Annotated in this window: 26 protein-coding genes; 12 read left to right on the top strand and 14 right to left on the bottom strand. The window is 64.6% G+C overall.

Going from position 1 to position 25,568, the window contains the following annotated elements:
• Nucleotides 1-188: 188 nt before the first annotated feature.
• Nucleotides 189-1,535 carry a PQQ-dependent sugar dehydrogenase gene (locus B2790_RS15955; protein WP_286919194.1) on the top strand — a complete coding sequence of 449 codons (1,347 nt, stop codon included), beginning with the start codon at nt 189-191 and terminating at the stop codon, nt 1,533-1,535.
• Here the strand turns inward: B2790_RS15955 and B2790_RS15950 are convergent.
• From B2790_RS15950 to B2790_RS15930, 5 genes are all read right to left on the bottom strand, one after another.
• Nucleotides 1,501-2,034, bottom strand: a complete 534-nt coding sequence (locus tag B2790_RS15950) for a C40 family peptidase (RefSeq protein ID WP_013971371.1) — start codon at nt 2,032-2,034, stop codon at nt 1,501-1,503. The two genes, B2790_RS15955 and B2790_RS15950, sit on opposite strands and share 35 nt — an antisense overlap.
• A 139-nt stretch (nt 2,035-2,173) precedes the next feature.
• Nucleotides 2,174-2,827, bottom strand: coding sequence for a C40 family peptidase (locus tag B2790_RS15945; RefSeq protein WP_084785065.1), 654 nt, complete (start codon nt 2,825-2,827; stop codon nt 2,174-2,176).
• A gap of 125 nt (nt 2,828-2,952) precedes the next feature.
• On the bottom strand, nt 2,953-3,660 hold the full coding sequence (hda, locus tag B2790_RS15940) for a DnaA regulatory inactivator Hda (RefSeq protein WP_013971369.1): 708 nt from the start codon (nt 3,658-3,660) through the stop codon (nt 2,953-2,955).
• A gap of 260 nt (nt 3,661-3,920) precedes the next feature.
• Entirely contained in the window at nt 3,921-4,994 is a 1,074-nt protein-coding gene (locus B2790_RS15935; RefSeq protein ID WP_025338019.1) for an AI-2E family transporter, read from the bottom strand.
• A 12-nt stretch (nt 4,995-5,006) separates the two neighbouring features.
• On the bottom strand, nt 5,007-6,074 hold the full coding sequence (locus B2790_RS15930; protein WP_286919193.1) for a DUF2066 domain-containing protein: 1,068 nt from the start codon (nt 6,072-6,074) through the stop codon (nt 5,007-5,009).
• Between the two features lie 340 nt (nt 6,075-6,414).
• On the opposite strand from B2790_RS15930, the gene purM reads away from it, so the two are divergent.
• The 4 genes from purM to B2790_RS15910 all read left to right on the top strand — a co-directional run bounded on the left by purM (nt 6,415) and on the right by B2790_RS15910 (nt 9,334).
• The gene (gene purM / locus B2790_RS15925; protein WP_085593182.1) at nt 6,415-7,473 is read left to right on the top strand and encodes a phosphoribosylformylglycinamidine cyclo-ligase; all 1,059 of its coding nucleotides are present in this window, start codon (nt 6,415-6,417) and stop codon (nt 7,471-7,473) included.
• The gene (gene purN / locus B2790_RS15920) at nt 7,473-8,126 is read left to right on the top strand and encodes a phosphoribosylglycinamide formyltransferase (RefSeq protein WP_286919192.1); all 654 of its coding nucleotides are present in this window, start codon (nt 7,473-7,475) and stop codon (nt 8,124-8,126) included. Before purM ends, purN begins: the two co-directional genes overlap by 1 nt.
• Nucleotides 8,127-8,134: 8 nt before the next feature.
• Nucleotides 8,135-8,845: a DUF3108 domain-containing protein gene (locus tag B2790_RS15915; RefSeq protein WP_286919191.1), complete on the top strand. Its 711-nt coding sequence runs from the start codon at nt 8,135-8,137 to the stop codon at nt 8,843-8,845.
• Nucleotides 8,846-9,151: 306 nt separating this feature from the next.
• Entirely contained in the window at nt 9,152-9,334 is a 183-nt protein-coding gene (locus tag B2790_RS15910) for a hypothetical protein (protein WP_075044007.1), read from the top strand.
• Nucleotides 9,335-9,379: 45 nt separating this feature from the next.
• Here the strand turns inward: B2790_RS15910 and B2790_RS15905 are convergent, their stop codons facing one another.
• The 7 genes from B2790_RS15905 to B2790_RS15875 all read right to left on the bottom strand — a co-directional run bounded on the left by B2790_RS15905 (nt 9,380) and on the right by B2790_RS15875 (nt 17,775).
• Nucleotides 9,380-9,919, bottom strand: a complete 540-nt coding sequence (locus B2790_RS15905) for a DUF2058 domain-containing protein (protein WP_286919190.1) — start codon at nt 9,917-9,919, stop codon at nt 9,380-9,382.
• Between the two features lie 26 nt (nt 9,920-9,945).
• On the bottom strand, nt 9,946-10,779 hold the full coding sequence (gene mazG, locus B2790_RS15900; RefSeq protein WP_286919189.1) for a nucleoside triphosphate pyrophosphohydrolase: 834 nt from the start codon (nt 10,777-10,779) through the stop codon (nt 9,946-9,948).
• A gap of 124 nt (nt 10,780-10,903) precedes the next feature.
• Complete coding sequence (gene relA, locus B2790_RS15895) at nt 10,904-13,144, bottom strand: GTP diphosphokinase (protein ID WP_015269231.1); 2,241 nt, start codon at nt 13,142-13,144, stop codon at nt 10,904-10,906.
• 96 nt (nt 13,145-13,240) lie between these two features.
• The gene (rlmD, locus tag B2790_RS15890; protein WP_286919188.1) at nt 13,241-14,599 is read right to left on the bottom strand and encodes a 23S rRNA (uracil(1939)-C(5))-methyltransferase RlmD; all 1,359 of its coding nucleotides are present in this window, start codon (nt 14,597-14,599) and stop codon (nt 13,241-13,243) included.
• A complete protein-coding gene (gene cysM / locus B2790_RS15885; RefSeq protein WP_025338011.1) occupies nt 14,600-15,499 on the bottom strand; it encodes a cysteine synthase CysM in 900 nt (299 codons plus the stop codon).
• Between the two features lie 161 nt (nt 15,500-15,660).
• Nucleotides 15,661-17,052, bottom strand: coding sequence for a sensor histidine kinase (locus tag B2790_RS15880; protein WP_286919187.1), 1,392 nt, complete (start codon nt 17,050-17,052; stop codon nt 15,661-15,663).
• A gap of 3 nt (nt 17,053-17,055) precedes the next feature.
• Nucleotides 17,056-17,775 carry a response regulator transcription factor gene (locus tag B2790_RS15875; RefSeq protein ID WP_286919186.1) on the bottom strand — a complete coding sequence of 240 codons (720 nt, stop codon included), beginning with the start codon at nt 17,773-17,775 and terminating at the stop codon, nt 17,056-17,058.
• 193 nt (nt 17,776-17,968) lie between these two features.
• On the opposite strand from B2790_RS15875, the gene B2790_RS15870 reads away from it, so the two are divergent.
• From B2790_RS15870 to B2790_RS15855, 4 genes are all read left to right on the top strand, one after another.
• Nucleotides 17,969-20,725 (top strand): response regulator, encoded by a 2,757-nt coding sequence (locus tag B2790_RS15870; RefSeq protein ID WP_286919185.1) that lies wholly within the window; start codon nt 17,969-17,971, stop codon nt 20,723-20,725.
• A gap of 168 nt (nt 20,726-20,893) precedes the next feature.
• On the top strand, nt 20,894-21,883 hold the full coding sequence (locus B2790_RS15865) for a 2-hydroxyacid dehydrogenase (protein ID WP_025338007.1): 990 nt from the start codon (nt 20,894-20,896) through the stop codon (nt 21,881-21,883).
• Nucleotides 21,884-21,914: 31 nt separating this feature from the next.
• Nucleotides 21,915-22,352: a hypothetical protein gene (locus tag B2790_RS15860; RefSeq protein ID WP_004375491.1), complete on the top strand. Its 438-nt coding sequence runs from the start codon at nt 21,915-21,917 to the stop codon at nt 22,350-22,352.
• Complete coding sequence (locus tag B2790_RS15855) at nt 22,349-22,753, top strand: META domain-containing protein (RefSeq protein ID WP_004375489.1); 405 nt, start codon at nt 22,349-22,351, stop codon at nt 22,751-22,753. The genes B2790_RS15860 and B2790_RS15855 overlap by 4 nt, the downstream gene beginning before the upstream one ends.
• Before the next feature lie 126 nt (nt 22,754-22,879).
• On the opposite strand, the gene B2790_RS15850 is transcribed toward B2790_RS15855, so the two are convergent.
• On the bottom strand, nt 22,880-23,344 hold the full coding sequence (locus B2790_RS15850) for a TlpA disulfide reductase family protein (RefSeq protein WP_015269224.1): 465 nt from the start codon (nt 23,342-23,344) through the stop codon (nt 22,880-22,882).
• Nucleotides 23,345-23,429: 85 nt separating this feature from the next.
• Between B2790_RS15850 and arsC the strand changes: the two genes are divergently transcribed.
• The 3 genes from arsC to B2790_RS15835 are packed head-to-tail and all read left to right on the top strand — an operon-like array spanning nt 23,430 to nt 24,791.
• Nucleotides 23,430-23,783, top strand: a complete 354-nt coding sequence (arsC, locus tag B2790_RS15845; protein ID WP_025338006.1) for an arsenate reductase (glutaredoxin) — start codon at nt 23,430-23,432, stop codon at nt 23,781-23,783.
• Nucleotides 23,780-24,385: an NAD(P)H:quinone oxidoreductase gene (wrbA, locus tag B2790_RS15840; RefSeq protein WP_025338005.1), complete on the top strand. Its 606-nt coding sequence runs from the start codon at nt 23,780-23,782 to the stop codon at nt 24,383-24,385. The genes arsC and wrbA overlap by 4 nt, the downstream gene beginning before the upstream one ends.
• Nucleotides 24,378-24,791, top strand: a complete 414-nt coding sequence (locus tag B2790_RS15835) for a DUF2069 domain-containing protein (protein WP_075043999.1) — start codon at nt 24,378-24,380, stop codon at nt 24,789-24,791. Before wrbA ends, B2790_RS15835 begins: the two co-directional genes overlap by 8 nt.
• Nucleotides 24,792-24,893: 102 nt before the next feature.
• Here B2790_RS15835 and B2790_RS15830 read toward each other — a convergent pair whose 3' ends face one another.
• On the bottom strand, nt 24,894-25,565 hold the full coding sequence (locus tag B2790_RS15830) for a DNA-3-methyladenine glycosylase I (protein WP_286919184.1): 672 nt from the start codon (nt 25,563-25,565) through the stop codon (nt 24,894-24,896).
• Between the last annotated feature and the right edge of the window lie 3 nt (nt 25,566-25,568).

Genomic DNA, 25,568 nt, shown 5'->3' with positions numbered 1-25,568 from the left:
CGCAATCGGCGGCGCCTGAACTCTCGCGCGCTTAGAAGCAAAAGCAAAAGCAAAAGCAACGGCAACGGCAACGGCAACGGCAACGGCAACGGCAACGGCAACGGCAACGGCAGTTGGATGGTTCCTGGGAACCCCGCGAACGTCGCCGACCTCTCAGTTCCATAGGCCTTCTTAGGAGGATGCCGCCCATGAAACACCTGATGCCTTGCTTATTGGCTGCCAGCCTGACTGCCTGCGGCGAAACCGCCCTGCTGAATGTACTCGACGGCAGTGGCCCAACCCCCCAGCTGCCTGCTCCGGTCAAGACCACCCTCCCCACCGTGAATATCGCCCCGGCAGTGGGCTGGCCCAAGGACGTCAAGCCCGAAGCAGCACCAGGCACTCAGGTGAAAGCGTTCGCCAGCGGGCTCGACCACCCTCGCTGGCTATATCTGCTGCCCAACGGCGACGTGCTGGTAGCTGAAACCAATGCCCCGCCCAAACCCGAAGATGGCAAGGGCCTGCGCGGTTGGGTCATGAAGAAGGTGATGAAGCGGGCAGGTGCAGGCGTGCCCAGCGCCAACCGCATTACCCTGCTACGGGATGCCGACCACGACGGCGTGGCTGAAATCCGCACGACCTTCATCGAAGAGCTCAACTCACCGTTCGGCATGGCCCTGGTCGGCAAGGACCTCTACGTCGCCAACACCGACAGGCTGCTGCGCTTTCACTACGAGCCCGGTGCCATGCAAATTCGCAATGAAGGCCAGCCGGTAGTCGAGTTGCCAGGCGGGCCGCTCAACCACCACTGGACCAAGAACGTCATCGCCAGCCCCGATGGCAAGAAGCTTTTCGTGACGGTCGGCTCCAACAGCAACGTAGGCGAAAACGGTATGGACAAGGAACAGGGGCGCGCCGCGATCTGGGAAGTGGACCCCGCCAGCGGCCAGCACCGCCTGTTCGCCACCGGCCTGCGCAACCCTAACGGCCTGGCCTGGGAGCCGCACAGCGGCGCGTTGTGGACGGCAGTCAACGAGCGTGACGAGATCGGTAGCGATCTGGTACCGGACTACATCACTTCCGTGAAGGACGGCGGTTTCTATGGCTGGCCCTACAGCTACTACGGCCGCCACGTGGACGAGCGCGTGCAACCGCCAGCGCCTGAAAAAGTAGCCCAGGCGCTGGTGCCCGACTACGCCGTGGGCCCACACACGGCATCGCTGGGGCTGGCATTCGCCGAACCGAACGGGCTACCACCGCCCTTCGAACAAGGGGCATTCGTGGGCCAGCACGGGTCGTGGAACCGCAAGCCACACAGTGGCTACAAGGTGATTTTCGTGCCGTTCGACACATCAGGAAAGCCCTCGGGCAAGCCCGTAGACCTGCTTACCGGTTTTCTGGATGAGCATGGCAAGGCCCAAGGGCGCCCGGTCGGCGTAATCACCGACGGGCGTGGCGGCGTGCTGGTAGCCGATGATGTCGGCAATGTGGTCTGGCGGGTGAGCAAAGCCCCGCCTGTCCTCAGGGGTTCTGCGCCAGATGCCCTTGCGGAATGACGCGCTTGGCCTGCAGGTAAGCCTTGGCCCAGTAGCTGTTGGACAGGTAGTCCAGGCGCACCGTGCCACCGCTCGAAGGTGCATGCACGAAGCGCCCTTCCCCCACATAAATGCCAGCATGGCTGACCTGCGAGCCACCACTGGTGGCGAAGAACACCAGGTCACCGGACTGCAGCGACTTGGCATCCACGGTTGGCGCGCGCATGACGATCATCTCACGCGTCGAACGCGGCAGGCTGATGCCGGCAGCATCACGGTAGACGTACTTGATCAGGCCACTGCAATCGAAACCGGAGTCCGGCGTGTTGCCGCCCCAGCGATAAGGCGTGCCCACCAGACCGATAGCACGCATCAGCACGTCATCGGCAATCGGCGAAGGGCTGGGCTGGCTATAGGTTACCTGCGGCTGTACCACAGGGGCCGGCGCAGGCGCACGGCTGGAGCAGGCAGCCAGCAAGGCTGCCAAGGAGAGAAATGCGAAGCGCGCCATCTTTACCATGGCCAGAACATCCTGTCTGAGTCCGCTGGGCCGCAGCCGAAAAGAATTGAGAAATTAGATTAGACGCTTTCTATAAATGCGCACGGCGGCGAGCTTTTTTCAAAGCATCGCCGCCGCGGCAGGATATATCATTTTGCTATCAGTTGCGCGCGATATTGGTGGTCGGCGCCATGGCCAAGGCACGCTTGGCTTCGATGAAGGTCTTGCTCCAGTAGCGGTCACCGAGGCTGTCGATGCGCACGCCACCACTGCGGCGGCTGCTGGAGTGGATGAACTGGTTGTCACCCAGGTAGATGCCGGCATGGCTGACGCGGCCGCGACCATTGGTGCTGAAGAACAGCAGGTCACCTGGCTTGAGCTTGTTGCGGGCCACTTTCGGGGCATCGACGTTGATCATTTCACGCGTGGAACGCGGCAGGGTCACGCCCGCCTCTTCGCGGAACAGGTAGCCGATGAAACCACTGCAGTCGAAGCCGGACTTCTCCGAGGTACCACCGAAGCGGTAGCGGGTGCCGATCAGCGACATGCCGCGCTCGAGAATGCTGTCAGCCAGAGCTGGCAACTGATAAGGCTTGCTGCTGGAGAAAGCCTCCAGGTCATCTTCGGTGGCCAGCTCTTCCGGCTCGCCGAACACCGACGAGGACGAGGCTTTGGCCTTGAACGCCGATTGTGCGGCGATCGGGGAGTGATCCTGGGGCTGCGGCTCTGAATGAGAAGCTGGGCCTTGGGCCGCGCAGCCAAAAAGCAGGGTCACGAGTGCGAGTGGCACGAGGGGTGCGAAGCGCTTCAGCATGGGCACGACCGTGTCTGTAATCCTTTAGAAGGGTGAAACTATGCCCTCTATCATGGCCATTTGCAAATTTTATCGAAAAAGATGTGACTTTTTTGTTTTGCCGCTCTGGCCCAGCGTTTTCGGGGTTACCAACCCAGGGTTTCCTTGAGGAACGGGATGGTGAGCTTGCGTTGTGCCTGCAACGAGGCCTGGTCGAGACGTTCGAGCAGGTCGAACAACGCACTCATGCTGCGTGCGCCACGGGTGAGGATGAAGTGACCGACTTCGTCGGTAAGGTGCAGGCCACGGCGCGAAGCACGCAGTTGCAGGGCACGCAGCTTGTCTTCGTCGGACAGGCCACGCATCTGGAACACCAGGGCCAGGGTCAGCCGCGACTTCAGGTCGGGCAGCTTGATCGGCAGTTCGCGCGGCGATGCCGAGGCAGCCAGCAGCAGGCGCCGGCCGCTGTCACGCAGGCGGTTGAACAGGTGGAACATGGCCTCTTCCCAGTCAGCCTTGCCGGCGATCACGTGCAGGTCGTCGATGCACACCAGTTCGTACTGGGCCAGGTAGTCGAGCAGCCCTACGCCACGATCGAGCAATTGCGCCAGCGGCAGGTAGACGGCTGGCTCGCCGCGTTGCTGGAAGCGATGGGTGGCGGCCTGTAGCAGGTGGGTACGGCCAACACCTTGCTTGCCCCACAGGTAGATAAGGCTCTCGGTCCAGCCGGCGTCGGCTTCGCATAGCCGCTCGACGTAGCCCAATGCCGCAGCATTGGCGCCCGGATAGTAGTTGATGAAGGTGGCGTCATCGCGCAGGCGCACACCCAGGGGCAACTGGATCGGTGGTTTCATGCTCGCGGGCGGTCGACAGGACCGCAGGGGGCCTTTGGTGAACAATGTGCAAAGTCTATACCCGCAGCGCGGGGCGCACAATCACGGCAGCGGATAGCACAAGTAAAATCAACGAGTTGCGATTTTTTTTGGCTGTTTTGGGGCTGCTTTGCAGCCCTTCGCGGGCTTGCCCGCTCCCACAGGGGGCGCGTAAATCATGGCCTCAGCGACACACCTGTGGGAGCGGGCAAGCCCGCGAAGGGCCGCAACGCGCCCCGGGATCACAACTCCGGGTCGATATCCCCGGCATACATGTCCGATTCCTTGTACAGGTCATGTACATGCCGCAGCAGCACCATGATCACCGCCGCCACCGGCAGCGCCAGCAACACCCCGGTAAAGCCGAACAGCTCACCGCCGGCCAGGATCGCGAAAATCACCGCCACCGGGTGCAGGCCGATACGGTCGCCGACCAGCAGCGGGGTCAGCACCATGCCTTCCAGCGCCTGCCCGACCATGAACACCGCGACGATGCCCAGCATCGGGTACAGGTCGCCACCGAACTGGAACAGGCCCGCCACCAAGGCCGCGCCGATGCCGATGATGAAGCCCATGTACGGCACGATGGCAGCCAGCCCGGCGAGCATGCCGATCAGCAGCCCCAGCTCCAGCCCCACCAGCATCAGCCCGGCCGAATAGATGATGCCCAGGGCCACCATCACCATCAATTGCCCGCGCACGAACGCCCCAAGCACTTCATGGCATTCGCCCGCCAGGCCCATCACTTGCGGCTCACGATGGCGCGGCAACAGGCCACGCAGCTTGGCCATCATCAGGTCCCAGTCGCGTAGCAGATAGAAGCCCACCACCGGGATCAGCACCATGTTGGCCAGCCAGGCCATCAGCGCCAGGCTCGATGCAGTGGCATGGGACAGCAGCACGCCGACGATATCGGTGGTCTGGCCCATGTGCGTGCCGATGGCGGCCTTGATCTTGTCGAACTTCCAGAAGCCGTCAGCCAGGCCCAGGCGGCTCTGCACCCAGGGCAGCGCCACGTGCTCGAGCCAGTCGAGCATCTGCGGTGCCAGTTCGTACAGGCGCACCAGCTGCTTGGCCAGCAGCGGCACCAATACCAGCAGCAAGGCCAGCAACAGCAAGGTAAACAGGCCGAAAACCACCACCACGCCCCAGGTGCGCGACAGCCCCAGGCGCTCCAGGCGGTCGACCAGCGGGTCGGCCAGGTAGGCCAGCAGGATGCCGACCAGGAACGGGGTAAGAATATTGTGCAGGCTGTAAAGCAGCACGGCGACCAGCAGGGCAACGCCCAGCCAGATCCAACGACGTACGTCGGTCACGGTGTGCTCCCCTTACCAGCGAAAACGCAAACCGTCGAACGGCTTGGGTGCTGGCTGGGCCGGCACTGCTTGCCCAGCGCCGGCACCGTCTGCCGGAGCTGGAGGGGGCTGCACAGCGGGCGCCTGCTCTACCGGTACTTCCTGCAGCTTGGCCAGGCCAAGCTGGGCGCGCAGCTGTTCGCGGTTGGCGGTCACGCCGTAGGTCAGGGTGCTGCCTTCGGCCATCTGCAGGCGCGGGCCAAAGGGTTCGAGCACGCGGGCCAGCTCGGCGTAGCGCTGCAGGTTCATCCCCTGCACTTGCACCTGCAACTGGCTGCTGGCGCCCGGGCGGGTGACGTAGCGCGGCGCCAGGCGGCTGCTGAGCGCCAGCATCACGGCGTCGGCCAGTGCTGCCGGGTCGGCACCTTCGGCAGTGCCTTGTTCACGCTGGTCGCCCAGCCACAGCTGCCATTTGCCCTGCCACTTGCCGTCGGCTTCCCGGGCATGCACCGCCAGCAAGGCATCGGCGCCGTAGCGCCCTGAGGCTTCGCGCAGCGCCGCAGGGTCACTGCCTTCGATCTGCTCGGCATTGGCCACCAGTTGCTCCTGCAGGTCGGCCAGCGGCAGGCGCAACGGCAGGCCACGGTGCTGCGCGGCGCGGCGCAGGGGTTGGGCGCTGGCCTGGCCATCACCGACCAGGTTGCTGCCTTCGGCACTGTCGTTCAGCCACCAGCCCAGGATCGAGGGGCGGTTGCTGCCCCACAAGGCCAGGCCGGCCTTGCGCAAGGCCCGTTCGGTACTCCCAGGGTCGAACTCGACCAGCACCGACTCGGGTGGCCCGGCTTCGCTGGCGACCTGGTTGATGATTTGCTGCGGGTCCTTGCGCAGCCCGGCCAATGCCGGGCTTTGCGCTGCCTTGGGGTCGCCGGTCAGGCGCGTTACCAGGGTATCGAGGGCCTGGGCGGTAGCCGCGGCACGGGCTTCGGCGCCCTGCCCGGATACCGGTTCGCGCACCTGGTACAGGCCGGAGACACTTTCAGCCTGCGCAGTGGCCGAGATCAGGGCCAGGCAACCGACTGCCAGAATATTGAAGAGACGCATGGAGGATTCCTGTCCAGAACACATGGAGCGACGGGGCGCTGCCTGCAGGCTGTGACCGCCACGGGCAAGAAATGCTCCGTGGCACCGGGCATTTCTGCCTGCCACCTTTCCTATACCTTATACAGCCACCCGCGCGGCAACCAGTCGCGGCCCGTGAAAGGATGTTTTTTTAATGGTTTCGGCACCTGCCCGTCGGCCTGAGGATGGCCGCTGCCCGGCAACCCTGATAAAATCGCGCGCCTTCACAGACCACTGACGTTTCAGGCAGCCGCCGCTTACCAGCCGGCCTTGGCCGTCATGGTCGTTTTTAAGAATCCCTCCCTCCTAAAGGCCTGGATCAATGAGCAAGCAACCCTCCCTGAGCTACAAGGACGCCGGTGTAGACATCGACGCCGGCGAAGCACTGGTCGAACGCATCAAGGGCGTGGCAAAACGCACCGCACGCCCTGAAGTCATGGGTGGCCTGGGCGGCTTCGGCGCCCTCTGCGAGATCCCGGCCGGCTACAAGCAGCCGGTGCTGGTCTCCGGCACCGACGGCGTCGGCACCAAGCTGCGCCTGGCACTGAACCTGAACAAGCACGACAGCATCGGCCAGGACCTGGTCGCCATGTGCGTCAACGACCTGGTAGTGTGCGGCGCCGAGCCGCTGTTCTTCCTCGACTACTATGCCACCGGCAAACTGAACGTCGACGTGGCCGCCACCGTGGTCACCGGCATCGGTGCCGGTTGCGAACTGGCCGGCTGCTCGCTGGTCGGTGGTGAAACCGCCGAAATGCCTGGCATGTACGAGGGCGAAGACTACGACCTGGCCGGCTTCTGCGTCGGCGTGGTGGAAAAGGCCGAGATCATCGACGGCTCCAAGGTTGCCACCGGCGACGCACTGATCGCCCTGCCGTCCTCGGGCCCGCACTCCAACGGCTACTCGCTGATCCGCAAGATCCTCGAAGTGTCCGCCACCGACATCGAGAACACCCAGCTGGACGGCAAGCCGCTGACCGACCTGCTGATGGCGCCGACCCGCATCTACGTCAAGCCGCTGCTGCAACTGATCAAGAACACCGGCGCGGTCAAGGCCATGGCCCACATCACCGGTGGCGGCCTGCTGGACAACATCCCGCGCGTACTGCCGGCCAACGCCCAGGCGGTCATCGACGTGGCCAGCTGGCAGCGCCCGGCGGTGTTCGACTTCCTGCAGGCAAAAGGCAACGTCGACGAGCATGAAATGCACCGCGTGCTGAACTGCGGCGTCGGCATGGTCATCTGCGTGGCCCAGGATCAGGTAGAAGCTGCCCTGAACGAACTGCGCGCCGCTGGCGAGCAGCCATGGGTGATCGGCCACATCGCCGAAGCCGCCGAGGGCGCTGCCCAGGTCGAGCTGCAGAACCTCAAGGCACACTGATGCCAAGCAAGACCTGCAATGTAGTGGTACTGCTGTCGGGTTCCGGCAGCAACCTGCAAGCCCTGATCGACAGCTGCCAAGGCCAGGACAGCCCGGTGCGCATCCGTGCGGTGGTTTCCAACCGCGCCGATGCCTACGGCCTGCAACGCGCCGCGGCGGCCGGCATCGACAGCGTCGTACTCGAGCACACCCAGTTCGACGGCCGTGAAGCCTTCGATGCCGCGCTGATGGCGCGCATCGACGCTTTCGCCCCGGACCTGGTGGTGCTGGCCGGTTTCATGCGCATCCTCAGTGGCGACTTCGTGCGCCACTACCAGGGCCGCCTGCTCAACATCCACCCGTCGCTGCTGCCCAAGTACAAGGGCCTGCATACCCACCGCCGGGCGCTGGAGGCAGGCGACGCCGAACACGGCTGCAGCGTACACTTCGTGACTGAGGAACTCGATGGCGGCCCACTGGTCGTACAGGCTGTGGTACCGGTGGTGTCTGACGACACCGTCGAAAGCCTGGCCCAGCGGGTACACCGCCAGGAACACCTGATCTACCCGCTGGCGGTGCGCTGGTTCGCCGAAGGGCGCTTGCGCCTTGGCGAACAGGGTGCATTACTGGATGGCCAGCCACTGGCGGCCAGCGGTCACTTGATTCGATCCTAGGAGAATTTATGCGTCGCGCCCTGCTCTTGGCTCTCACCGTGCTCGCCCTGCCCCTCCAGGCAGCTGATCTGAAGCCTTTCTCGGCCAGCTATACCGCAGACTGGAAGCAACTGCCCATGAGCGGCACCGCCGAGCGCAGCCTGGTCAAGAATGCCAACGGTACCTGGGACCTTAACTTCAAGGCTTCCATGATGATCGCCAGCCTGACCGAGCAAAGCACCCTGCGCCTGGACAATGACACGCTGCTGCCGCAGAAGTATCACTTCGAGCGTGGCGGTCTGGGCAAGGCCAAGAAGGTCGACCTGACCTTCGACTGGAACAGCAAGAAGGTCACCGGCAGCGACCGTGGCGATGCCATCAGCCTGCCGCTGAACCGTGGCGTGCTGGACAAGTCGTCCTACCAGCTGGCCCTGCAGCATGACGTGGCCGCCGGCAAGAAGAGCATGACCTACCAGGTGGTCGACGGTGACGAGATCGACACCTACGACTTCCGCGTGCTGGGCACCGAAAAGGTCACTACCAAGACCGGCCAGGTCGATGCGGTGAAGGTCGAGCGCGTGCGCGACCCAAGCCAGAGCAAGCGCATCACCGAGCTGTGGTTCGCCAAGAACTGGGACTACCTGCTGGTGCAACTGCGCCAGGTCGAGACTGATGGCAAGGAATACGTGATCGTGCTGCAGGATGGCACGGTCGATGGCAAGCCGGTGAAGGGCAACTGAGCCAGCGCTGCCCGCAGTACCCGAAGCCCCGCCTTGTGCGGGGCTTTTTTCTGCCTGACGTTTCTGGCCTGCCTGTACCGGCCCTATCGCCGGCAAGCCAGCTCCCACAGGGACCTCAGAGCCTGGGCCCCTGTGCAGTACCTGTGGGAGCTGGCTTGCCAGCGATAGGGCCAGCCCAGGCAATACACCTTTCAGCTTCCATGAAACTTGTTTCATGCCGGTTTTATTTACTTAGCCTGCTAACAAACTCTATAAAGAGGTTGTGCGACACAGTGTCGCAGCCAACTGAAGCAGTGGAGTTTAACGATGACAGTCCAAGTAACCGAACGCGACGAATCGAAAATGTCCCACGAAGCCCTGACCGCTGGTGTGCGGATCTGGGATGTGCACCAACAAGGCCAGCTGGTGGGGATGTTCCACAACGAACATGAAGCACACCAGTACCGTACAGAGCTGGAAAACCTGGAAAACCAGCGCGCCACGCAATGACCCATCTTCAAATGAAAAACCCCGCCAAGGCGGGGTTTTTCGTGGTTACCACATCAGATCATCAGGGATCTTGTAGGCCGCGTACGGGTCGTCCTCGTCCGCTTCCTCGACATGGGTATTCAGCAACAGGATACGGTTGGGGTCGCGCTCCTGGATCTTCACCGCCGCCTCACGAGGGATCACCTCGTAACCGCCGGCAAACGACACCACGGCCAGCGCGCCATTGCTCAGCTTGGTCCGCATCAGGGCATTGACGGCAATGCGCTTGACCTTCTTGTCGTCGACGAAGTTGTAGTAGTCCTCGGTGTTCAGCTTCGGCAGGCGAGTCGCTTCGATCAACTGCTTGATCTGCGCGGCGCGGGCCTTCTGCTCGGCTTTTTCCTGCTGCTGGCGGTTCAGTTCCTGGTCACGCTTGGCTTTCTCGGCCATGGCTTCCTTGGCCAAGCGCTGCTGGCTGTCGTCCACCTCGACCTGGCCTTTGTGCTCCAGGCGTTTCTGTTTCTTCTCGGCCTTGTTGGCCTGGGAAACCTGTTTCTGGTTGACCAGACCGGCTTTGAGCAGTTGGTCGCGAAGGGAAAGGCTCATGAATGTTCACTCACTTATGCAACAGCTCAGCCGCAGCTGGGCAGGTTCTTTTCCTGACGTTTGGCTTCACCCCAAAGGGCATCCAGTTCGTCAAGGTTACAATCTTCGATGGGTCGGCCACTGTCGCGCAATGCCTGTTCGATGAAGCGGAAACGCCGCTCGAACTTGCGATTGGCACGGCGCAGGGCGTGTTCCGGGTCATGCTTGAGGTGGCGGGCCAGGTTGACGGCAGCAAACAGCAGGTCGCCGATTTCATCCTCGAGCGCATCGGCATCACCGTCGGCCATGGCCTGCAGCAATTCATCCAGCTCTTCGCGGACCTTGTCCAGCACCGGCAATGCCGCAGGCCAGTCGAAACCGACCGTGGCTGCGCGCTTTTGCAGTTTGGCTGCCCGCGACAACGCCGGCAATGCCGCTGGTACGTCGTCGAGCAGCGACAGCTGTTCGGGCTGGCTCTTTTCCGCGCGCTCTTCAGCCTTGATTTCTTCCCAGCGTGACTTGACCTGGGCCTCGCTCAGGCTGGGGGTGTCCACCGGCGCGTACAGCTCGCCGGTGGGGAATACATGCGGGTGACGGCGAATGAGCTTGCGGGTGATGCTGTCGACCACGCCGTCGAACTCGAAACGCCCTTCCTCGCGGGCCAGCTGGCTGTAGTAGACCACCTGGAACAGCAGGTCGCCCAGCTCACCTTGCAGGTGCTCGAAGTCGCCACGCTCGATGGTGTCGGCAACCTCGTAGGCCTCTTCGATGGTGTGCGGGACGATGCTCGCGTAGTTCTGCTTCAGGTCCCACGGGCATCCGTACTGCGGGTCGCGCAGGCGGGCCATGAGGTGCAGCAGGTCTTCGAGGGTGTAGGTCATTCAGGCAGGTCCTTCGGTGGTGGCTTCTTCGCGGGCTTGCCCGCTCCCACAGGATGCATGCAGGTTTCGAAATCTGCATCTTGCCTGTGGGAGCGGGCAAGCCCGCGAAGCAGGCACCGCGGTCTCAAGGGGTACGATTACGCCGCGTCTCGATGATGTTCGGCAACTGCGAGATCCGCCCCAGCAGGCGCCCCAGCGCATCCAGGCCTGGAATCTCGATGGTCAGCGACATCAGCGCGGTGTTGTCTTCCTTGTTCGAGCGGGTGTTCACCGCCAGCACGTTGATCTTCTCGTTCAGCAGCACTTGCGACACATCGCGCAGCAAGCCCGGGCGGTCGTAGGCACGGATGACGATGTCGACCGGGTAGGTCTGCACCGGGATCGGCCCCCAGCTGACCTGGATCATGCGCTCCGGCTCCTTGCCCGCCAACTGCAGCACCGAGGCGCAGTCCTGGCGGTGGATGCTCACGCCGCGGCCCTGGGTGATGTAGCCGACGATGGCGTCACCCGGCAGCGGCTGGCAGCAGCCAGCCATCTGCGTCAGCAGGTTGCCGACGCCCTGGATCTGGATGTCGCCACGCTTGCCGGTACGCGGCCCGGTAGGCTTGCGCGGTACCAGTTCGATCTGCTCGATGCGCTCGGGCTCCAGCAACTGCTGGGCGGCGTTGACCAGGTGCGCCAGGCGCAGGTCGCCAGCACCGAGCGAGGCGAACATGTCCTCGGCCGTCTTGACGTTGGTCTTCTCGGCCAGGCGCTCGAAATCCACCTGCGGCAGGCCCAGGCGGCTGAGCTCGCGTTCGAGCAAGGTCTTGCCGGCAGCGACGTTCTGGTCGCGCGCCTGCAGCTTGAACCAGTGCACGATCTTGGCCCGCGCCCGCGAGGTGGTGACGTACCCCAGGTTGGAGTTCAACCAGTCACGGCTGGGGTTGCCATGCTTGCTGGTGATGATCTCGACCTGCTCGCCGGTCTGCAGGCTGTAGTTGAGCGGCACGATGCGCCCGTTGATCTTGGCGCCGCGGCAGTTGTGGCCGATTTCGGTGTGCACGCGGTAGGCGAAGTCCAGCGGCGTGGCACCCTTTGGCAAGTCGATGGCGTGGCCGTCCGGGGTGAACACGTAGACCCGGTCCGGCTCGATGTCGACCCGCAGCTGCTCGGCCAGGCCACCGATGTCGCCCAACTCTTCGTGCCACTCCAGCACCTGGCGCAGCCAGGAGATCTTCTCTTCGTAATGGTTGGAACTGGACTTGACGTCGGTGCCCTTGTAACGCCAGTGGGCGCAAACCCCAAGCTCGGCTTCCTCGTGCATGCCGTGGGTACGGATCTGCACTTCCAGCACCTTGCCCTCGGGGCCGATCACCGCGGTGTGCAGCGAGCGATAGCCGTTCTCCTTGGGGTTGGCGATGTAGTCGTCGAACTCCTTGGGGATATGCCGCCACAGGGTATGCACGATGCCCAGCGCGGTGTAGCAGTCGCGGATTTCCGGCACCAGCACGCGGACCGCGCGCACGTCGTAGATCTGGCTGAATTCCAGGCCTTTGCGCTGCATCTTGCGCCAGATCGAATAGATATGTTTCGCCCGGCCGCTGATGTCGGCCTTGACGCCAGTGGCCAGCAGCTCGTTCTGCAGCTGGTTCATCACCTCGCTGATGAAGCGCTCGCGGTCCAGCCGGCGCTCGTGCAGCAGCTTGGCAATCTGTTTGTACTGGTCGGGTTCGAGGTAGCGGAAGGACAGGTCTTCCAGCTCCCACTTGATGTGGCCGATACCCAGGCGGTGGGCCAGCGGCGCATAGATGTCGAACACCTCGCGCGCGACACGCAGGCGTTTCTCGTCGTCGGCGGCCTTGACCGCACGGATCGCGCAGGTACGCTCGGCCAGCTTGATCAGTGCCACGCGCACGTCGTCGACCATGGCCACGAGCATCTTGCGCAGGTTCTCGACCTGCGCCTGCGAACCCAGCACCAGCGATTGGCGCGGGCTGAGGCTGGCGCTGATGGCGGCCATGCGCAGCACACCGTCGATCAGCTTGGACACCACCGGGCCAAAGCGCTGGCTGACCTCGGCCAGGGTCACCTTGCCCTCGCGCACCGAGCGGTAGATGACCGCCGCCACCAGGGAATCCTGGTCGAGCTTGAGGTCGGCGAGGATTTCGGCGATCTCCAGGCCCGCCTGGAAGCTGGACGTACCGTCCGCCCAGGAATGCTTGGCCGGGTTGCCCTTTTTCTCGACCTCATGGGCAAACTCGCAGGCCTCTTTCAGCGCTGCGCGATCCAGTGCCGAATCGACGCTTACCACATGGTCCAACCATGCTTCGAGATTGATACTGCCGTCAGTGTTGACCGGCTGGTGCACTCTCACCTGTACCATCTTTGTTTTACCTTTCCATACAGCGCACCACGCGGGTGCGCTGGCAATCACCGTGCGGCCACCCTTCCGTGAAAGCCGCACCAAGGGGCCAGTCAGCTAGCCCGCTTCGAATAACGCCATGGCCTCGACATGCGCCGTCTGAGGAAACATGTCGAGAATCCCGGCCCTTTTTAACCGGTACCCCTGGCCGACCAGCACCTGGACGTCTCGCGCCAGCGTGGCCGGGTTGCACGATACATAGACCAGCCTTCTGGCCTTGAGGCGGGCGATGCCTTGCACCACCTCGAAAGCACCGTCGCGCGGTGGATCCAAGAGTACCGCAGAAAAGCCCTCGGCGGCCCATCCGGCGCCCGCCAAAGGCTGCGATAAATCGGCCTGAAAAAACCGTGCGTTATGCACATTGTTGTTCCGGGCATTGGCCGCGGCCCGATCGACCATGGCCTGCACACCTTCCACAGCTACCACCTCGCGCGCCTGGCGGGCCAGCGGCAGGGCGAAGTTGCCCAGGCCGCAGAACAGGTCCAGCACGCGCTCGTCGGCCTGGGGTGCCAGCCAGGCCAGGGCCTGCTCGATCATCGCCGTGTTGACTTGGGCATTCACCTGCACGAAGTCACCTGGGCGCCAGGCCAGTTCCAGCTGCCAGGGCGCCAGGGCAAAGCCCAGTTGCGCGGCCGGGTCCACTGGCGCCGGCTCACCTTCGCCCTGCAGCCACAGCTGGGCATTGGCCTGCTCGCAGAATGCCTGCAGCCTGGCCAGGTCTTCAGCCGGCAACGGCGCGACATGGCGCACCAGCAGCGCCTCGGCAGTGCCGCTGAACAGTTCCACATGGCCCAGCGCCTGCGGCTTGCTCAGCGAGCGCAGCACGGTCGGCAAGTGGCGCAGAATCGATTGCAAGGGCTGTACCAGCACCGCGCAATCGTCGATGGCAATGATGTCCTGGCTGGCTTCGGCGCGGAAGCCGACCTCCAGCTGGCGCGCCTTGGCGTCCCAGCGCACGGCCACGCGGGCGCGGCGCCGGTAGCCGAACTCCGGCCCGCTCAGCGGTGCGGCCCATTCCTCGGGCTGCACGCCGGCCACCCGCTGCAGCTGCTCGGCCAGGGTGCGCTGCTTGAGCGCCAGCTGCGCTTCGTGCGGCAGGTGCTGCAGGTTGCAGCCACCGCAGCGCTCGTAATACCGGCATGGTGCTTGACGGCGCTCGGGGCTGGCCTGCAGCAGGCGCTCAAGGCGGGCCTCGACCACTTTGCCGCGGGCATTGAGCACCCGCGCCTCCACGGCCTCGCCGGCCAGGGCGCCACTGACGAACCAGGTGCGCCCTTCGTGGAAGGCAATGCCCCTGCCGTCACCGGCCAGGCGCTCGATTTCCAGGCGCTGCTTCTTGCCCACCGGGACCTGGGGGCTGCGGTTGCCGCCGGCCGGCTGGAAGCGCAGGCCGCTGTTGCTTTTCTTCTTGGACATTTAGCTCGGGTCGAACAGGCCGGTAGACAGGTAACGATCGCCACGGTCGCAGATGATCGCGACCATCGTGGCATTTTCCACCTCGCGGGACAGGCGCAGCATGGCCGCGACCGCACCACCGGAAGACACGCCGCAGAAAATGCCCTCTTCACGGGCAAGGCGACGGGTGGTTTCCTCGGCTTCCTGCTGCGACATGTCGACCACGCGGTCGACGCGGCTGGCGTCGAAGATTTTCGGCAGGTATTCCTCGGGCCAGCGGCGGATGCCCGGAATGGCCGAGCCTTCCATTGGTTGCAGGCCGACGATCTGCACCGCCGGGTTCTGTTCCTTGAGGTACTGCGAGCAGCCCATGATGGTGCCGGTGGTACCCATGGAGCTGATGAAATGAGTGATGGTGCCCTGGGTCTGCTGCCAGATCTCGGGGCCGGTGCTGTTGTAGTGGGCGATGGGGTTGTCGCCGTTGGCGAACTGGTCCAGCACCAGGCCGCGGCCTTCGGCCTGCAGCTTCTCGGCCAGGTCACGGGCGCCTTCCATGCCCTCCTCCTTGGTCACCAGGATCAGCTCGGCGCCGTAGGCGGTCATGGCGGCCTTGCGCTCGGCGGTGGAGTTGTCGGGCATGATCAGGATCATCTTGTAGCCCTTGATCGCCGCAGCCATCGCCAGGGCGATGCCGGTGTTGCCGGAGGTGGCTTCGATCAGGGTGTCGCCGGGCTTGATCTGGCCACGCAGTTCGGCGCGGGTGATCATCGACAGTGCCGGGCGGTCCTTCACCGAGCCGGCGGGATTGTTACCTTCGAGCTTGAGCAGGAGGGTGTTGCTGGTTTCGCCAGCGATACGCTGCAGGCGAACCAGGGGCGTATTGCCGACGCAATCGGCGATGGTTGGGTACTGCAAGGTCATGGCGTATTTCACAATCCGGACGGCAGGGGTGCCTATCATACCGGCAAACCCTTCCCGGCCATATCACGCAATCTGTGGTCAATATAGCTACAAGCTATATCGGTGTGACCTGTGCCGGCCTCTTCGCGGGCTTGCCCGCTCCCACAGGGATTGCGCTGCATTCAAGATAAATGCTGTACCTGTGGGAGCGGGCGTGCCCGCGAAGGGGCCGGCACATGTAACGGCAATCTCATCCACAACCGCAGCCCGCGTTTGCCATTCTGCGCCCACAAGGTGCCACCCTGGCGCTGGATGGCACTGCGGGCAATGCTCAGCCCCAGGCCGAAACCGCCATCCCCGGGCCGCGAACCGTCCAGCCGCGAGAACGGTGCAAAGATCCGCTCCAGGTCTTCTTCAGCCACGCCTCCGCCTTCGTCTTCCAGCCACAACCGCCAATACCCGCCTTCACGCTGCCCACCGAGGCGCACCACACCATCGTCCGGCGAATGACGAATGGCATTGCGCAACAGGTTCTCCAGCGCCTGGGCCAGGTGGTTCAGGTTACCCTGCACCCAGCAGTCGGCCGGTACTTCGCAGCGCAGCCGCGCCAGCGACCAGCCGCTTTCATAGCTGGCATTCTCGGCCAGCAGCTCCCACAGCGCCTGCACCTCGATCGGCTCCAGGTTCATCGGCGCACGCTCGGCGTCCTGCCAGGCCAGTTGCAGGGTGTCCTCGACCAGCTGCTGCATGCAGTCCACCTCCCGCGTCAGGCGTTCACGCAGGCGCTGCAGGTCGGTTTCGCCATCGCAGGCCACCCGCAGCCGGCTGAGTGGCGTACGCATTTCGTGGGACAGGTCACGCAGCAACTGCTGCTGCATGGCTACCGTGCCCTGCAGCCGCTCGGCCATCTGGTCGAAGGCCCGGGCCAGTTCGCCCAACTCGTCATGCCGGGCGATAGTGCGTGGGTCGAGGCGAGCCGACAACTGGTCGGCGCGCCAGGCATTGGCCTGCTCGCGCAACTGGTTCAACGGCACGATCAGCATGCGGTAAAGGCCCACGCACAACAGCAGGGTGAACAGACCGGGGATGATGCCGTTGGTGACGATGCGCCACAGCATCCGATACTGCCCGGGGTTGAAGCGCTGCGGCAGTTCGATCACCAGCAGGCCCTGCTCCGGAGCCCCCGGGAACGGTATGCGCAGCCACGGCTGCTCGACGCTGCGCCGGCTCATCGGCCAGTCGACACCGCGCAGGCGGGTCAGCCGCTGCATGATCTGCGGGTCGAGGCTGGCGCTGTCCAGCGGCCGCAGGTTGAGGTCGAGCACGCCAACCCAGCCGCGTTCGCGCTGGTGCATCGCCGCCACCCAACGGTCCAGCCCTGCCCGCCCACCACTGCGCAAGGCCTGCTCGGCCTCGGCAGCGTAGCCACGCAAGGCCTGCCGCGCCGGTTCCGAGAGGAAGGCGTTCTGGGTTTCCATGTGCCGGCCCCAGGTGTAGCTGAGGCCGATCATCAGCAGGCAGAAGCCCACCAGCAGGATCGCCAGCTTCCAGAACAGCGAGTGGCGGTCGAGCATGGGTCACTCCGCCTCGCTGGCGCTGAGTACGTAGCCTTTGCCCCACACGGTGCGGATCTGCCGTTCGTGATAGCCGATACCCTTGAGCTTGCGGCGGATCTGGCTGACGTGCATGTCCAGGCTGCGGTCATGCCGCGAATAGCCTCGCTGCAGCACTTGCTGGTAGAGGAACGGCTTGCTCAGCACTTCGTCGAGGTTGCGGTTGAGGATGTCGAGCAGGCGGTATTCGCTGGGAGTCAGGCCGGCCAGGCGACCCTCCAGGCGCACGTCGCACAGTGCCTCGTCGTATTGCAGTTCGCCGCTGCCGGCGCGCGCCTGCGGGGCTTGATGGCGCCGCTCGAGGGCGACGCGGCGCAGGATGGCCTCGATGCGTACCTGCAGCTCGGCCATGCTGAACGGCTTGGGCAGGTAGTCGTCGGCACCGCGCTGGAAGCCGCTGATGCGGTCGGCCTCGGCGCCCAGCGCCGACATCAGGATCACCGGCGTGGCGCTGCGCTTGCGCAACTGCGCGAGGGCATCCAGGCCGTTGAGCCCGGGCAGCAGGATGTCCATGAGCACCACGTCAAAAGCGTGGCGCCCCGCCGTTTCCAGGCCCTCCAGGCCATTGCGGCACCAGGTCACCTGGAAGCCGCCGCGCTGCAGCTCTTCGTGCAGGTAGGCACCGAGGACCGGGTCATCCTCGATGGCGAGGATATTGGAGTTGTGAATAGCTACAGGATTCATTGGCAACTGCCATGCATTCTCAATTGCGCAATTATTGAGTATCCAGCGCCCGCCAGGCAACCGCCCTGCGACCAATGCCCCTGCAAGGGCGCAAAACACGTACTAAAGAGGTGCAATAGCGCGGCAGGCGGAGTAACTTCCCGGCTTGGCCGTCATCGCTTGACGGCGTCCAGGCACATGACAGGAGGCGAGTGTGCTCGATCGCTTGGGAATTCGCAGCCGGGTCCTGCTGCTGGCCCTGCTGCCCGCCGGCCTGATGGCCCTGGTGCTGGGTAGTTACTTCACCTGGCTGCAACAGAACGACCTGCGCACCCAGCTGCTGCAACGCGGCAAGATGATCGCCGAGCAACTGGCGCCGCTGGCCGCGCCCGCCATGGCCAAGCTGGCACCGGCGCAACTTGAGCGCATTGCCGCACAAACCCTGGAGCAGGCCGATGTGCGTGCGGTCGCCTTCCTGGCCCCGGACCGCACGCGCCTGGCCCACGCCGGCCCGAGCATGCTCAACCAGCCACCCAGCGGCGGCAGCGGCACCCAGCTGCTGCAGCGCAGCGGCAATGACGCCACACGCTACCTGATGCCGGTGTTCGGCCACCATCGCGACCTGGCCACCGATGCCGTGCCGGCCGAATCCGAACGCCTGCTGGGCTGGGTCGAGATCGAGCTGTCCCACGACGGCACCCTGCTGCGCGGCTACCGCAACCTGTTCACCAGCCTGCTGCTGATCCTCGCCTGCCTGGTGCTCAGCGGCCTGCTGGCACTGCGCATGAGCCGTACCATCAACGACCCGATCAAGCGCATCAAGCACGCGGTCAACCAGCTCAAGGACGGCCACCTCGAGGAACGCCTGCCGGCCCTGGGCAGCCATGAGCTGGACGAGCTGGCGCGCGGCATCAACCGCATGGCCGAAACCCTGCACAACGCCCACGAAGAGCTGCAGCACAGCATCGACCAGGCCACCGAGGACGTGCGCCAGAACCTGGAAACCATCGAGATCCAGAACATCGAGCTGGACATGGCGCGCAAGGAAGCCCTGGAAGCCAGCCGCATCAAGTCGGAATTCCTGGCCAACATGAGCCACGAAATCCGCACCCCGCTCAACGGTATCCTCGGTTTCACCCACCTGCTGCAGAAAAGCGAGCTGACACCGCGCCAGCTGGACTACCTGAGCACTATCGAGAAGTCCGCCGACAACCTGCTGGGGATCATCAACGAGATCCTCGACTTCTCCAAGATCGAGGCCGGCAAGCTGGTGCTCGACAGCATCCCCTTCAACCTGCGCGACCTGATCCAGGACACCCTGACCATCCTCGCCCCGGCCGCCCACGCCAAGCAGCTGGAGCTGCTCAGCCTGATCTACCGCGATACCCCGTCGTCGCTGATCGGCGACCCGTTGCGGCTCAAGCAGATCCTTACCAACTTGGTCAGCAACGCCATCAAGTTCACCCGCGAAGGCACCATCGTCGTGCGCGCCATGCTCGAAGACGAGCACGAAGACAGTGCGCAGCTGCGCATCAGCGTGCAGGACACCGGCATCGGCCTGTCGCCACAGGATGTGCGTACGCTGTTCCAGGCCTTCAGCCAGGCCGACAACTCGCTGGCCCGCCAGCCCGGCGGCACCGGCCTGGGGCTGGTGATCTCCAAACGCCTGATCGAGCAGATGGGCGGCGAAATCGGCGTCGACAGCACCCCGGGCGAGGGTTCGCAGTTCTGGATCAGCCTCAACCTGCCCAAGGCCCACGATGGTGTCGAGGAGCTGCCGCTGCAACCGCTGCTGGGCCGCCGCGCAGCCATCGTCGATGGCCACGAGCTGGCGCGCCAGGCGCTGGAACACCAGCTGGAAGACTGCGGCCTCAGCGTCAGCCTGTTCGCCTCCTACGACCAGCTGCTGCAGGGTGTACAGGCCGCCAGCCAGGCTGGCCTGCCGTTCGAGTTCGCCGTGCTCGGGGCCAACCTTGGCAACCTGTCGCCCGAGCAGCTGGGCCATTACCACCAGCAGCTCGAGCGCTACCATTGCCAGTGCGTGGTGCTGTGCCCGACCACCGAGCAGGCGCTGTACCATCCGTACCTGCCCAACGGCCATGGCCAGTTGCTGTCCAAGCCGACCTGCACGCGCAAACTGCGCCGCCTGTTGCTGGAACTGGTGCAACCGCGCCGCCCGCAGGGCGAGGTGAACAGCGTCAACGGCCAGCGCCAGCCGAAGATCCTCTGCGTCGACGACAACCCCGCCAACCTGCTGCTGGTGCAGACCCTGCTCGAAGACCTGGGCGCCGAGGTGCTGGCCGTCGACAACGGCTATGCGGCGGTGCAGGCGGTGCAGGACGAGCCGTTCGACCTGGTGCTGATGGACGTGCAGATGCCCGGCATGGACGGCCGCGCCTGCACCGAGCAGATCCGCCTGTGGGAAAACACCCAAAGCGGCAACCCGCTGCCGATCGTCGCCCTCACCGCCCACGCCATGGCCAACGAGAAGCGCGCGTTGCTGCACGGTGGCATGGACGACTACCTGACCAAGCCGATCAGCGAACGGCAGCTGGCCCAGGTGGTGATGAAATGGACCGGCCTGAGCCTGGGCGCGCCACAGCAGGAACGCCTGGCCGAGCAACTGGCCAACGGTGATGACCTGAAGGTGCTGGACCCCGAGGAAGGTCTGCGCCTGGCCGCCGGCAAGGCGGACCTGGCGGCGGATATGCTGAGCATGCTGCTGACCTCGCTGGAAGCCGACCGCGAAGCCATACGCGCTGCCCGCGAGGCCGACGACCGCAACGGCCTGATCGAACAGGTGCACCGCCTGAACGGCGCCTCGCGCTATTGCGGCGTGCCGCAGTTGCGGGCCGCGTGCCAGCGCAGCGAGACCTTGCTCAAGCAGGAAAACCCGCTGGCTCAGCAGGCACTGGACGAACTGGATGCGGCAATCAACCGCTTGGCGGCGCAGGCCAGATTGAGCGCCTGACCTCACCGGCCCTATCGCCGGCAAGCCAGCTCCCACAGGAAATCACTGCTCTTGAAGGCCGTGTTGTACCTGTGGGAGCTGGCTTGCCGGCGATAGGGCCGGTCCAGGTCAACACCCCTTTCAACCCGCTGGCTACAATCCCCAGACCATTGCAAAGGAAGCCCCACCATGCGCGCCCTGTTGTTCAGCAGCCAGCACTACGACCAGGAAAGCTTCACCCGTGCCGCCAGCGGCACCACCCTGGACCTGCACTTCCAGCCCGCCCGCCTGACCCTCGACACCGCTGCCCTGGCCGATGGCTACGAGGTGGTCTGCGCCTTCATCAATGACGAGCTGGACGCCCAGGTGCTGCAACGCCTGGCCGCAGGCGGCACGCGCCTGGTCGCCCTGCGTTCGGCCGGCTACAACCATGTCGACCTGGCCGCCGCCCAGCGCCTGGGCCTGACCGTAGTGCGGGTGCCGGCCTACTCGCCGCACGCCGTGGCCGAACACGCCGTGGCGCTGATCCTGGCCCTGAACAGGCGCCTGCACCGGGCCTACAACCGCACCCGCGAGGGTGACTTCACCCTGCACGGGCTGACCGGCTTCGACCTGCACGGCAAGACCGTCGGCGTGGTCGGTACCGGCCAGATCGGCACCGCCTTTGCCCGCATCATGGCCGGTTTCGGCTGCCAATTGCTGGCCTATGACCCTTATCCCAACCCCGACCTGCTGGCCTTGGGCGCGCGCTACCTGCCATTGCCCGAGTTGCTGCGCGAAGCCCGCGTCATCAGCCTGCACTGCCCGCTGACCGAGCACACCCGGCACCTTATCAATGCACAAAGCCTGGCCCAGCTGCAGCCCGGCGCCATGCTGATCAACACCGGCCGCGGCGCGCTGGTCGACACCCCGGCGCTGATCGACGCGCTGAAGAGCGGCCAGCTCGGCTACCTGGGCCTGGACGTCTACGAAGAAGAAGCCCAGCTGTTCTTCGAAGACCGCTCCGACCTGCCGCTGCAGGACGACGTACTGGCCCGCCTGCTGACCTTCCCCAACGTGATCATCACTGCCCACCAGGCGTTCCTTACCCGCGAGGCACTGGATGCCATCGCCGCGACCACGCTGGACAACATCAACCGCTGGGCGGCAGGCAATCCACAGAATCTGGTGATGGGTTAGTGCTAGGATACGCGGCATTTCTGGAGGACCCATGGTCGAACACGATTTCCGCTACACCCTTTTCAACCCGCAACACACCCTGATCGAGTGCCGCGCCCTGGTGCCGGGCCGCTATCAGGTCACCGGCAACGGCGGTTCGATGCACAAAGGCGACACCCTGCTGGTCACCCTCAAGGGCAGCAAGGACTTGTCCATGCGCCTGACAGTGGAGAGCGTGCGCCACCTGATCAACCCACGCGGCCAGTGGGTTGCCGTGGCCAGCGGCCCGGTGTTCAACGAGCTGGAAATCCTCACCTGGCAGGTTGCGTGCGACAGCTGCGACGCCGTGCTGGACTTCGAGTTCGCGGTGGACGCCAAGCTGGGCAAGAAAGCCCGCCAGCCTGCCGCCAGCGCGCGCGTTGCCGAGCTGGGCTGGGCCAGCCGTGGCGAAAAACACCTGTGCCCGCGTTGCCAGGAGAGCGCCGAGTGAAGAATCTGCTGACCGGCGTGCTGATTGCCACCGGCCTGCTCGGCTGCGCCGCGGAACCTTCGAAACTGCAGCAGGAGCGCAGCTACGTGCTGGAGTGGATTGGCGAACGGCCGCTGATCGACTACAGCCACCTGACCCTGACCTTGGCCAGCGATGGCCGTGCCTATGGCAACGGCGGCTGCAACCACTGGTTTGCGCCGTACACACTGGACGGCGAGCACCTGAGCTTCGGCAAGGTCGGCAAGACCCGCAAGCTCTGCGCACCGGCGTTGATGGAGCAGGAAAAGCGCTTCCTGCAGGCGCTGGAAACAGTGCAGCGCTGGGATGTGTCGCCTATCGAGCAGATGCGTTTCTGGCCGGCCGAAGGCAAGCCGCTGCGCTTCTGGCCTGAGGAAGGCTGAATCGCTATTGCCTGTACTGGCCCTATCGCCGGCAAGCCAGCTCCCACAGGTACTGCACAGGGTTCATATGCTGTGCAGTACCTGTGGGAGCTGGCTTGCCGGCGATAGGGCCGGTACAGGCTGACTTCAGGCGCCCTTCAGTGCCTTGATCTTGGCCTGCAGCCCTTCCAGGGTCTGCTCGCCCATCAGCTGTTCCCGCACCTTGCCCTTGTCATCGATGATGTAGGTCACCGGCAATGCCTCGCTACGTGGCAGGTCATAGCGCTCGGCCGGGTCCTGCGCCAATACGGTGAAAGCGATGCCCAGGGTTTCGGCAGCCTGCTTCAGCTCCTGCCCCTGCAAGCCATCGAAGTTCACCCCCACTACCTTGATACCGTCGGCCGCCCACTGCTTGGCTGCCGCGTTCAGTTCAGGGATTTCGGTACGGCACGGCCCGCACCATTCGGCCCAGTAGTTGAGCACCAGCCAGTGCCCGTCGATCTGTTCGGCCTTAACCGTATTACCGTGTTGGTCCACGCCATAATCGGCACCGCAACCACCGAGCAACAGGCTCGCGGTGATGGCCAGTACTGCTGCCAGACGCCTTGCCATGGGTCAATCCTTCTCGAGTTTTAAAGCAAATTGGTCAGTCGCTGCGGTTAGAATAGCCGCCACACCCTGCTGGATGCGACCCGACATGACCGACCTCACGCTCTATCATAACCCGCGCTGCTCGAAATCCCGCGGCGCCCTGGAACTGCTCGAAGCTCGCGGCCTGGCGCCGACCATCGTGCGCTACCTCGAAACCCCGCCCGACGCTGCCACCCTGAAGGCCCTGCTCGGCAAGCTGGGCATCGCCGCGCGCCAGCTGCTGCGTACCGGCGAGGACGAGTACAAGGAGCTGAACCTGGCCGACCCGGCACTGACCGACGCACAACTGATCGAGGCCATGGCCCGGCACCCCAAGCTGATCGAGCGGCCGATTCTGGTCGTCGGTGACAAGGCCGTGGTCGGCCGACCGCCCGAGAAAGTACTGGAGATCCTGCCGTGAGCCAGCCCTACATCCTGGTGCTGTATTACAGCCGCCATGGTTCGACCAGCGAGATGGCCCGGCACATCGCCCGCGGCATCGAGCTGGCCGGCATGGAAGCCCGCCTGCGCACGGTACCGGCGATTTCCACCGAGTGCGAAGCAGTGGCCCCGGACATCCCGGCCAGTGGCGCGCTTTACGCCACCCTGGACGACCTGCGCCACTGCGCCGGCCTGGTATTGGGCAGCCCGACCCGCTTCGGCAACATGGCGGCACCGCTCAAGTACTTCCTGGATGGCACCAGCAGCCTGTGGCTGGGCGGTGAACTGGTCGGCAAGCCGGCGGGCGTTTTCACCTCAACCGCCAGCCTGCATGGCGGGCAGGAAACCACCCTGCTGTCGATGATGCTGCCACTGATGCACCACGGCATGCTGGTAATGGGCCTGCCGTACAGCGAATCGGCACTGCTCGAGACCCGCGGCGGCGGCACCCCGTATGGCGCCAGCCATCATGCTGGCGCCGATGGCAAGCGCGAGCTCGACCAGCACGAGATAGCCCTATGCCGCGCCCTTGGCCAACGCCTGGCGACCACCGCCAAGGCCCTGGAGGCCGCACGTGGCTAAGAAGCCCAAGGTATTGCCGGCGCTGGAATGGCTGGCACCGCGTCTGCGCCTGACGCGGGCGCTGAGCCTGGCGTTTTTCTTTGGCCTGATTGCCCTGCTGGTGGTGAACAACCTGTGGTTCGCCAACCTGCACGGGGCGCGGGTCGAGGTGATCCTGGCGATCGAACTGGTGCCGTTGCTGCTGTTGCTGCCGGGCATGCTGACGGGCAGCGCCCGGGCACATGCCTGGACCTGCTTCGTGGTGAATATCTATTTCATCAAGGGGGTGCTGGCGGCGTTCGACCCGGCACGGGCGGTATTTGGCTGGGTAGAGGTGCTGGTGAGCCTGGGGCTGTTCATTGCCGGGCTGCTGTATGTGCGCTGGAAGTTCCAGCACGAGCGGCGCATGGCCGGCGAAGGCAGTTAGATTCTTCGCGGGCTTGCCCGCTCCCACAGGTACAGCGCAAGCCTCAAATGCGGTGCGATCCCTGTGGGAGCGGGCATGCCCGCGAAGAGGCCAACACAAATCTCAATGGTTGACGGTATGCGCCAGCATCACCGACAACTGGCACAGCGGCCGCCCACTCTCGGCATGCCACTGGTTGAACGCCTGCTGCACCAAGGCCAGGTCCCGCTGGCTGGTCGGCGGCTTGTCGATCACTTTCTGCGCAATCAACGCCGCAGCCATGTCATCGGTAGGGATGAACGTGTCCTTGCCGACCATGCGCAAGAAGCGCGGTGCCGACAACCCGCCCAGCTGGTTGCCGTGCTTGGCCAGGTACTTCCACAAACCGACGATGTCGGTCACCGGCCAGTCGGCGATGAAGGCGCCGAAACTGCCCTTCTCCTTGGCCACGTCAAGAACCATCTGCGCATTGCGCGGCACGCTCTTGAGCTTGCCCAGGTGGCGGATGACGCGCTCGTCGTGCATCAGCCGCTCGAGGTGCTCGGCGCCCATCAATACCACCTTCTCCGGGTCGAAGCCGAAGAACACCTGCTCGAACGCCGGCCACTTGGCATCCACCAGGCTGTGCTTGAGCCCGGCGCGAAACACGCGCAGAGCCAAGGTCGACAGGTAGCGGTCATCGCTGATATCACGCAGTTGCGCCGGTGTGCGCGGCTGCGGCAGGAAGGCCTCCAGGGCCTGGGCCGAGCCGAAGCGGTTCAGGCAGTACTCGTGCAACCACTGGTAATCGCGCATGGG

The sequence above is a fragment of the Pseudomonas sp. UBA6753 genome (genome assembly GCF_002453565.1).
In the GTDB taxonomy this organism is placed as follows: Bacteria; Pseudomonadota; Gammaproteobacteria; order Pseudomonadales; family Pseudomonadaceae; genus Aquipseudomonas; species Aquipseudomonas putida_Z.
This window is presented reverse-complemented; position numbering and strand designations above follow the sequence as displayed.